The following is a 7976-nucleotide window of genomic DNA, read 5'->3' on the forward strand; positions in this document are numbered from 1 at the left end:
ATGCCCTTTTTGATTTGTAATAAAAAAATTTGGTGTTAATGGATTTCATCCATCAACACCAAATATCATAGACCCAATTCAATTAGGAGCCGCCCAATCAGCTTAGTCGTTAATTAGTCTTCGTGACGAGTTGTTCAAATTCATTCAAGCGCTGTTCAAAGACGTCAAAAGCCGCGTCCAGGTAGTCGGTCTTCGTCATATCGACGCCAGCTGCCCGCATCACGTCAATTGGAAAGGCCGAAGACCCCGCTTTTAGGTAGCCTAAATAATCTTTAACCGCTCCCGGCTGCTGCTTCGAGATTCGTTCGGCTAACGTGGACGCCGCTGCAAAGCCCGTCGCGTACTGGTAAACGTAGTAGTTATAGTAAAAGTGCGGAATCCGTGACCATTCATCCGCAATTTGAGGATCACTAACGACCGCATCCCCATAATAGCGCTGGTTGAGCCGCAAATAAAAGTCAGACAGGCGGTCCGCAGTCAGCGCTTCACCAGCCGCATCCTGCTCATGAAGCCATTGTTCAAATTCAGCAAATTGTGTCTGGCGGAAAACCGTCCCCTTGAAACCATCCAAATAATAATTTAAAACGTAGGCCCGCATCTTTGGATCAGTCTCGTGCGCTAAGAAATAGTCCGTTAACAAATTTTCATTAGTGGTTGAAGCGATCTCCGCCACAAAAATCGCATAATCGCCATACTGGTACGGTTGATTATGGGTCGTTAAGTACGAATGCATACTGTGCCCCATTTCGTGAACCAGCGTGTATAAATTGTCGATGTTATCTTGCCAGTTCAGCAAAATATATGGCGGCGTATCATACATTCCAGACGAATAGGCGCCACTACGCTTCCCCTTATTTTCAACCACGTCGATCCAACGGGAACCAAAGGCGGTCTTAACGTGCTTAACGTAGTCCGGGCCTAGGATTTTAAGGGCCTTCAGCGCGGTTGCTTGGGCCTGTTCGTACGTGTAGTCCACGTCCGGTTTAGCCGTTAACGGCGTATACAAATCGTACATATGCAATTCATCCAGCCCCAAAATTCGCTTACGGAGGGCCACGTAGCGGTGTAACAAGTCGAGGTGCTGATCAACCGACTGGACCAACGCATCGTAAACGCTAACCGGAATTTGGTTGGCGGCTAATGCAGCCGACCGGGCGTCGGGATAGTGATGCGTTTGGGCAACGAAGTTATGCACTTTAACTTGACTAGCTAATGTCGAAGCCAGCGTCCGTCTGAACTGACCGTAAACCCGATACAGCGCCTCAAACGCTTGCCGGCGAACTGCTGGGTGCACTGACTCTAATAACACACCGTACAACCCCTGCGAGAGTTTCACGTCGTTGCCAGCATCATCCTGAACAGTTGGAAAATCAAAGTCCGCGTTATTCAAAACACCGAACGTCTTCGCCGAAGCATCAAAAATGTCGCCAGCACCGGCTAAGAGTGCCTCTTCATTCTCTGACAAAACGTGGCCCTTCTGTAACCGGACCTGGTCCAGCAGGTGGCGGTAAGCCCGTAACGCCACGTTTTCATCTAAAAACGCGTCTAATTGGGCCGGCGTTAAAGCTAACAGCGCTGGCTCGAACCAGGCCGTTGCCGCGGATACCTTAGCCGTCAAGCTCCCCGCCTGATCATCCAAAGCGGCATTGGTGCTGTTACCCGTATCCTGATCACTTTTCAAGCTGGCGTATACGGCGACTTTTTCCAACCGGCGATATAGGGCCAACACGCCTTGAATACCAGCCAAAACCGTATCAGCAGAGTTCGCAAAGTTGGTTTTAAGGTCCGCCATTGAACCAATGGCCGCCTTAACGCGGGCTACGTCTTCCTGGTATGCAGCGTCGGTGGCATAGATTGGTGTAAGGTCCCAAGTCAAGGCTTCCGGCACGGCTGCCCTGGTTGGAATCTGTTTGGTAGTTCCCATTTCACAATCCCTCCAGTTAATTAATATAAAACTAGATTAACACATTCTGCCGTAACCGCTTCACAATCTGTTCAAATTCAACCCGGTTGCCAACTAATTTTTTCAGGAACTAGTTGCCAGCCAGCTTGCTTGGCAACCAAAACCCCCGCCGTGACTAACGCCGCTGCCACCGCCGCCACAAGTGTCTCGAGGCAGTCGTCGCGCTGACGTAGGCAAACATTGGGGGCCATTAACGGGCTTAGCGTCTGCTTTAAACAGGCCGTTAGTTGGGCGGCTGATAAGCGTTTGGGACTCGTCCGCAGGGCTAAAAAAACTTGCACATACCATTCAACGTACGGGCCGCTTAGTAATGGTGGCCGGGCGGTCGTTGGCAAGACCCAACTAGGCAGTTGCATCAAGCTGCCTCCCGCCCGATAACACTGTTGTTGCAAGCGGCGCCGACAACTGACTTGGCGGATCCGTAATAAGCTGACTTGGCGTTGATACCCTTGAAATTGGCGCTGACTAGTACTAATAGATATTGCGCGCGGTCGCCACCGACTAAATGCTTGTACGCTAGTCCGTCGCAAATCAAACGTCCGCCACCGGGCTTGAAGCTTGGACGTGTCCGTCACTAGTAGCTGATAAGCTAGGTGCAGTTGTTGCCGCGGCACGTCCAAAAACAACAGGTAAACACCCCACTGCCGCGCAAACTGATAAAACTTACTGGCCTTACCGTGAAGCCGTAATTGTTTGACGTAGGGCTGCCCCAAAATCCATAGTACGCGGTAACCATGTTGCCAGTACCCCCGCGTGCGCTCACGTAGGCGGGTCAGTTTGATTGGTGAGCATTGAAATTCGAGCGCTAGCGGCGCTTGGCCTGGATACTGGACTAGAACATCCGGACGCTGGTTAAGTGCCGTTAAAACGGCTTCTAATTGTACCTGATAGCCGTTGCGTTCAAACCATGCCGCTAGAAGTTGCTTTCCTCGTAAATGTAGTGCCGTTTCTCCCTCGGAAAAAGTCGCACAACCGCTCCCCTGCACGTGCGCAAAATGTGCCCGCATTAATTGCCCGTGCTTAACGCGGACAAGCGCGTGACAACCGGGACACTGATATTGCTGCTTGCGGTCTGCCACGGTGGCCGCAACCAGTTCACGTTGCGAATTCAGCGCAAAAAACATTTCCATTCCTCCCTTCACTTGTTAACTACGTGAGGGCGGTTAAAAGCCAACAAAAAAAGACTAGCCGCATTTGACTAGTCTTTCCATATTGAGCTTATTTAAAATAGTGCCGAACCGTTTCAAGGGCTGCGTTTGACATGATTTTTTCACCATGTTCAAGTAAAACGTCAGCGGTAATCCGGTCTAAGTCCGCATACTCTAACGCCACTGCAACGTCATCCTTAATGGTTGCCGCGGAGGATTGGTCAACAAAGAAGACCAATTCCAAATAATAATTGTCGCGATATTTAAATAGGTTTGACGCTAATCCCTCTGGTCGAAAAATCTTAGCCAACGAAACGACGTCTTCAAATTGCTTAAATTTTAGAACGTATTCCTTCGTCGGCGTATCGGGATCATCCAGATACGGTTCCAAATCATTCGTGTCTTTCGCCTCATTCTGAGAAACACCTTGTGGCGCTTCAGATTGATCAGTATCAGTTTGCATTAACTTACGCCGTAAATAATCCGAAACTTGATCATCAGAATCATCTTCCGGACGTGGCTGCGTTGCCTTTGCAATGGTATCTTGTAAATTTTCACTATTTTTGCTAATAAATAATTCTAACCCATTTCGATTTGGTAGAACTTGGAAAGTGACAGCATCGTTATCCTGAAATTGGTGATCAACGTCCACTTCTTCCAAGATGCTGTAAAAGAAACTTTCAATTTGCTTATGATTCCCCAGTAAATCTAACACGCGAATACCGCGTTCATTGAGATCATCATTCCCGATAAGTACCCGAATCGTATCTTCATTGATTCGTTCCATCTCCATTGCAGATCCACCCCTTTCTAAGTGTCAAGGGTCATAATCACTATCACAATTCTAACTTATTTCAGCCCATTGTAAAGTAATCTATCTGAAAATTAAAAATTGGCTAGTCGTTTTACCGAACTAGCCAATGATTTTACCTAACTATTCGCTAATTGTTGTGCTCGCCGTAATTCTAACGTCCGAATCTTCCGCGGTAGGAAGCGCCGAATTTCATCATCATTGTACCCAACTTGGAGCCGCTTTTCATCAAGCATGATTGGGCGGCGCAGTAAGCTCGGATTTTGGCTGATTAAATCATAAAGCGCACTCAGCGATAAGTCATTAATATCAACGTTCAACTGCTGAAACGCTTTCGACCGGGTTGAAATAATTTCTTCGGTACCAGCTTCGGTTAATTGCAAAATCCGCTTGATTTCATCGATCGAAAGGGGTTCGGTAAATAAGTTACGTTCATAAAAATCAATGTCATGGGTCTGGAGCCAAACTTTGGCTTTGCGACATGAAGTACAACTTGGTGCGGTGTATAAAATAACCATCCGGGTTCCTCCTTCGGCATCGGTCGGGCAACTATCTTTATAACACTATTCATTATACGCTGTTAGGCTTTAATTGTGAATAGGTTTTACAGAATTAATTTAGAATTTACTAATAAATTATTGAACATATGGCTAATAATTGTCTTTTAAAACTAACTTGCACCGCTTTCAAAAAGTAAAACGTCGTTGATTGAATTGCCCACAATTTATATTTTACTTATTTTATTAATAACTAAATTAAAATTGACCATGGCGATAGTTAACGATGGACATTTTTGTTTCAAGAGCCCCCCATTTCTCAGGATTGCGGTTGAGCGCCTTTATCCCCGGGTTGGTTACTTCAATGCTTGAACAAGTCATTCATTAAGCGCTTTAAATTGTATCTAATCAAAACGCGCCGTATGATTAAGTTGTGCTAGCCAAGCTTGCAAGTTGCCAGTTTGCCACCATTATGCTATCTTAAGTTTCCCCTAGCAACCGTTTCAACTCACCAGTACCATCGACCCACCCGTTTACGAAAATTGAAAGCAGTCACTGAACTTGTTTTCAATTAACTTTAAAACACGTATAATATAGCTGTATCAATTAAGGAGTGATATTTGATGAGTGGAAAGATTTCAGCAACATTTGGGACGCGCAAGATTTTGACCATGATCCAGCAACAACACGCTGATCGCGAGTTACTCTTAATGCAGGCCAACGCCACTGAAGATCGCTATATGTTACTCGACCTATCCGGCGAACCGTCCGTTTTTGCTAGTCCCGTTAATTATGACGTGTTATTATCCCGCGGCAGTGCTGATTGGCACGGGATGACTAGCTTCATCTTCGTTGATTTACCAATTGAAGAACAGAAGGTTTTCACCTCCAAGTTTAGTGGTTTCCGGCACGACTATGAAGCTCCGGACGGCCTTAAACACTTTTGCATCTTACGTGAATCGAAAAATAACGCCGCTTTCGTGATTGTCACTAACTGGCACAGTGACTCAGAATACGCCGTTTGGCTTCGGAGCGCTTCGTTTAAGCCGTTTGCCAAGTACGTTACACCTGATTATGATTACCATGAAAGTCGTTACAGTTTCGTACGCTCATTAAAATCCTAGCAACAGTTAAGCGCCGCTGGCATTGTTTGCCAGTAGCGCTTTTATTATAACGACTTTTTTCCGGGCAGTGATTTTTCATCTATTTGGTGTTCGTGATAACCATTCAACTAAGTGGCTGCCCCCTCTCCTGGACAGTTAGTAACGTCAGTCCGTTCAAGAATGACTGCCGTAAACTCTCCCGCCCGTAAAGCCCCATCAAAGTATATGGCCGCTTACAATAGCAGTCACCAACAAAATTGGCCCTGACCTCACGGTAATGAGTTAAACCATACCCACTTGATGCCAAGAAACGCTGTCTAACGGCGCTATCAGACGTCGGATTGAATCTACCCAACTCTACCCAAAGGATTTGCCGGTTAAGCTTTTAACAGACTCACTATGGCTTTTTAGCGCTAAAATAAGCGGACAGGGTTGCACCTAGCTTAGTAAGCGTCCGCTCCATCATCAATGAAGGCCGGCTACTCACCGCGGTCGGGTCATTGCGTCGCAACGCTCCCCTTCAATGAACACCAACCGATCGATACTGCCGCTTAAAACGGCTATGATTAAAAAAAGACGCATTCTAATGAATGCGTCTACTGTGATATTAACGGTCCGTACGAGACTCGAACTCGTGATCTCCTGCGTGACAGGCAGGCGTCCTAACCAGCTAGACCAACGGACCAATTGCGGGAGCAGGGTTTGAACCTGCGACCTTCGGGTTATGAGCCCGACGAGCTACCAGACTGCTCCATCCCGCGATAATATAATGACCCCTACGGGATTCGAACCCATGTTACTGCCGTGAAAGGGCAGTGTCTTAAACCACTTGACCAAGGGGTCATATTTGTAATAAATAAAACAACGGAGAAGGAGGGATTCGAACCCTCGCACCGCTTGCGCGATCTACACCCTTAGCAGGGGCGCCTCTTCAGCCACTTGAGTACTTCTCCAAAAATGGGCCTAAATGGACTTGAACCATCGACCTCACGCTTATCAGGCGTGCGCTCTAAACCAGCTGAGCTATAGGCCCATAAAGCGGGTAACGAGAATCGGACTCGCGACAACAGCTTGGAAGGCTGTGGTTTTACCACTAAACTATACCCGCATAAGATACCGATATGGCGCGGGACGGAATCGAACCGCCGACACATGGAGCTTCAATCCATTGCTCTACCGACTGAGCTACCGAGCCATTGTAGCGATGAAGTTATTTTATTTAAACGGTCCGTACGAGACTCGAACTCGTGATCTCCTGCGTGACAGGCAGGCGTCCTAACCAGCTAGACCAACGGACCAAATTGCGGGAGCAGGGTTTGAACCTGCGACCTTCGGGTTATGAGCCCGACGAGCTACCAGACTGCTCCATCCCGCGATAATAAGGAGGATGAGAGATTCGAACTCTCGCGTGGTTTGACCCACCTGACGGTTTTCAAGACCGTTCCCTTCAGCCAGACTTGGGTAATCCTCCATGTAATGTTACTAGGAACACGTCCACTTAAATAGTAGATGGACCTTGTAGGGCTCGAACCTACGACCCGACGGTTATGAGCCGTCTGCTCTAACCAACTGAGCTAAAGGTCCAAGCACATTATTCCTATCGCGGCAGGGGGAATCGAACCCTCGACCTCCCGGGTATGAACCGGACGCTCTAGCCAGCTGAGCTACACCGCGATTGTTAAATAACCAATTAGATTATCTAATCGGGAAAACAGGATTCGAACCTGCGACCCCCTGGTCCCAAACCAGGTGCTCTACCAAGCTGAGCTATTTCCCGTTATATGCACCCAGTAGGAGTCGAACCTACAACCTTCTGATTCGTAGTCAGACACTCTATCCAATTGCGCTATGGGTGCTTCTTAAAAGTGCCGAGGACCGGGATCGAACCGGTACGGTTATCACTAACCGCAGGATTTTAAGTCCTGTGCGTCTGCCAATTCCGCCACCCCGGCAACACTTTTGGTACAAAGCGGAAGACGGGATTCGAACCCGCGACCCCCACCATGGCAAGGTGATGTTCTACCACTGAACTACTTCCGCATATTTATTCAGTTAATGCCGACTAGAGGATTCGAACCTCCGACCCCCTGTTTACAAGACAGATGCTCTGCCAGCTGAGCTAAGTCGGCATGACGATTAACACAACTATAACATCATATCATGTTCAGCCACATAAATCAACAAAAACTTTTAATTTTTATTCAATTATGAACCGTGAACAATGAGCCGTGACAGTCTCGAACTGTCGACCCTCTGATTAAAAGTCAGATGCTCTACCAACTGAGCTAACGGCTCAAATGGAGGATACAGGGCTCGAACCTGTGACCCTCTGCTTGTAAGGCAGACGCTCTCCCAACTGAGCTAATCCTCCAAAATCGCATGGCAACGTCCTACCCTCGCAGGGAGCGATCCCCCAACTACTATCGGCGCTAAGAAGCTTAACTTCTGTGTTCG

At 47.6% G+C, this 7976-nt stretch carries 5 protein-coding genes and 19 tRNA genes; 1 reads left to right on the plus strand and 23 read right to left on the minus strand.

Annotated features, from left to right (window positions below; genetic code table 11):
* Positions 1-109: 109 nt before the first annotated feature.
* The 4 genes from pepF to spxA form a co-directional block, all read right to left on the minus strand.
* A complete protein-coding gene (gene pepF, locus FFM79_RS12290) occupies positions 110-1924 on the minus strand; it encodes an oligoendopeptidase F (protein WP_137643778.1) in 1815 nt (604 codons plus the stop codon).
* A 77-nt stretch (positions 1925-2001) separates the two neighbouring features.
* Positions 2002-3093 (minus strand): competence protein CoiA, encoded by a 1092-nt coding sequence (locus tag FFM79_RS12295; protein WP_137643779.1) that lies wholly within the window; start codon positions 3091-3093, stop codon positions 2002-2004.
* A gap of 88 nt (positions 3094-3181) precedes the next feature.
* On the minus strand, positions 3182-3904 hold the full coding sequence (locus FFM79_RS12300) for an adaptor protein MecA (RefSeq protein ID WP_137643780.1): 723 nt from the start codon (positions 3902-3904) through the stop codon (positions 3182-3184).
* Between the two features lie 137 nt (positions 3905-4041).
* Positions 4042-4440 carry a transcriptional regulator SpxA gene (spxA, locus tag FFM79_RS12305; RefSeq protein ID WP_137643781.1) on the minus strand — a complete coding sequence of 133 codons (399 nt, stop codon included), beginning with the start codon at positions 4438-4440 and terminating at the stop codon, positions 4042-4044.
* A gap of 602 nt (positions 4441-5042) precedes the next feature.
* Here spxA and FFM79_RS12310 point away from each other — a divergent pair.
* Positions 5043-5543, plus strand: a complete 501-nt coding sequence (locus FFM79_RS12310; protein ID WP_137643782.1) for a hypothetical protein — start codon at positions 5043-5045, stop codon at positions 5541-5543.
* Positions 5544-6133: 590 nt separating this feature from the next.
* Here the strand turns inward: FFM79_RS12310 and FFM79_RS12315 are convergent.
* The 19 genes from FFM79_RS12315 to FFM79_RS12405 all read right to left on the minus strand — a co-directional run bounded on the left by FFM79_RS12315 (position 6134) and on the right by FFM79_RS12405 (position 7893).
* A tRNA-Asp gene (locus FFM79_RS12315) sits at positions 6134-6207 on the minus strand.
* A gap of 2 nt (positions 6208-6209) precedes the next feature.
* Positions 6210-6283 (minus strand) — tRNA-Met (locus tag FFM79_RS12320).
* A gap of 9 nt (positions 6284-6292) precedes the next feature.
* A tRNA-Glu gene (locus FFM79_RS12325) sits at positions 6293-6365 on the minus strand.
* Positions 6366-6387: 22 nt separating this feature from the next.
* Positions 6388-6475: transfer RNA gene (locus tag FFM79_RS12330), tRNA-Ser, on the minus strand.
* A 5-nt stretch (positions 6476-6480) separates the two neighbouring features.
* Positions 6481-6555 (minus strand) — tRNA-Ile (locus FFM79_RS12335).
* A gap of 4 nt (positions 6556-6559) precedes the next feature.
* A tRNA-Gly gene (locus FFM79_RS12340) sits at positions 6560-6630 on the minus strand.
* Positions 6631-6644: 14 nt separating this feature from the next.
* Positions 6645-6717, minus strand: a tRNA-Phe gene (locus FFM79_RS12345).
* Positions 6718-6746: 29 nt separating this feature from the next.
* Positions 6747-6820: transfer RNA gene (locus FFM79_RS12350), tRNA-Asp, on the minus strand.
* Between the two features lie 3 nt (positions 6821-6823).
* Positions 6824-6897 (minus strand) — tRNA-Met (locus FFM79_RS12355).
* Between the two features lie 6 nt (positions 6898-6903).
* Positions 6904-6993: transfer RNA gene (locus FFM79_RS12360), tRNA-Ser, on the minus strand.
* A 39-nt stretch (positions 6994-7032) separates the two neighbouring features.
* A tRNA-Ile gene (locus FFM79_RS12365) sits at positions 7033-7106 on the minus strand.
* A 16-nt stretch (positions 7107-7122) separates the two neighbouring features.
* Positions 7123-7196 (minus strand) — tRNA-Met (locus FFM79_RS12370).
* A gap of 29 nt (positions 7197-7225) precedes the next feature.
* Positions 7226-7299: transfer RNA gene (locus FFM79_RS12375), tRNA-Pro, on the minus strand.
* A gap of 5 nt (positions 7300-7304) precedes the next feature.
* Positions 7305-7378, minus strand: a tRNA-Arg gene (locus tag FFM79_RS12380).
* Positions 7379-7388: 10 nt separating this feature from the next.
* Positions 7389-7474 (minus strand) — tRNA-Leu (locus FFM79_RS12385).
* 16 nt (positions 7475-7490) lie between these two features.
* Positions 7491-7562 (minus strand) — tRNA-Gly (locus FFM79_RS12390).
* A gap of 16 nt (positions 7563-7578) precedes the next feature.
* A tRNA-Thr gene (locus FFM79_RS12395) sits at positions 7579-7651 on the minus strand.
* Between the two features lie 93 nt (positions 7652-7744).
* A tRNA-Lys gene (locus FFM79_RS12400) sits at positions 7745-7817 on the minus strand.
* 3 nt (positions 7818-7820) lie between these two features.
* A tRNA-Val gene (locus FFM79_RS12405) sits at positions 7821-7893 on the minus strand.
* Positions 7894-7976: the final 83 nt, after the last annotated feature.

It is taken from the genome of Lactiplantibacillus modestisalitolerans (assembly GCF_005405425.1).
GTDB classification, from domain to species: domain Bacteria; phylum Bacillota; class Bacilli; order Lactobacillales; family Lactobacillaceae; genus Lactiplantibacillus; species Lactiplantibacillus modestisalitolerans.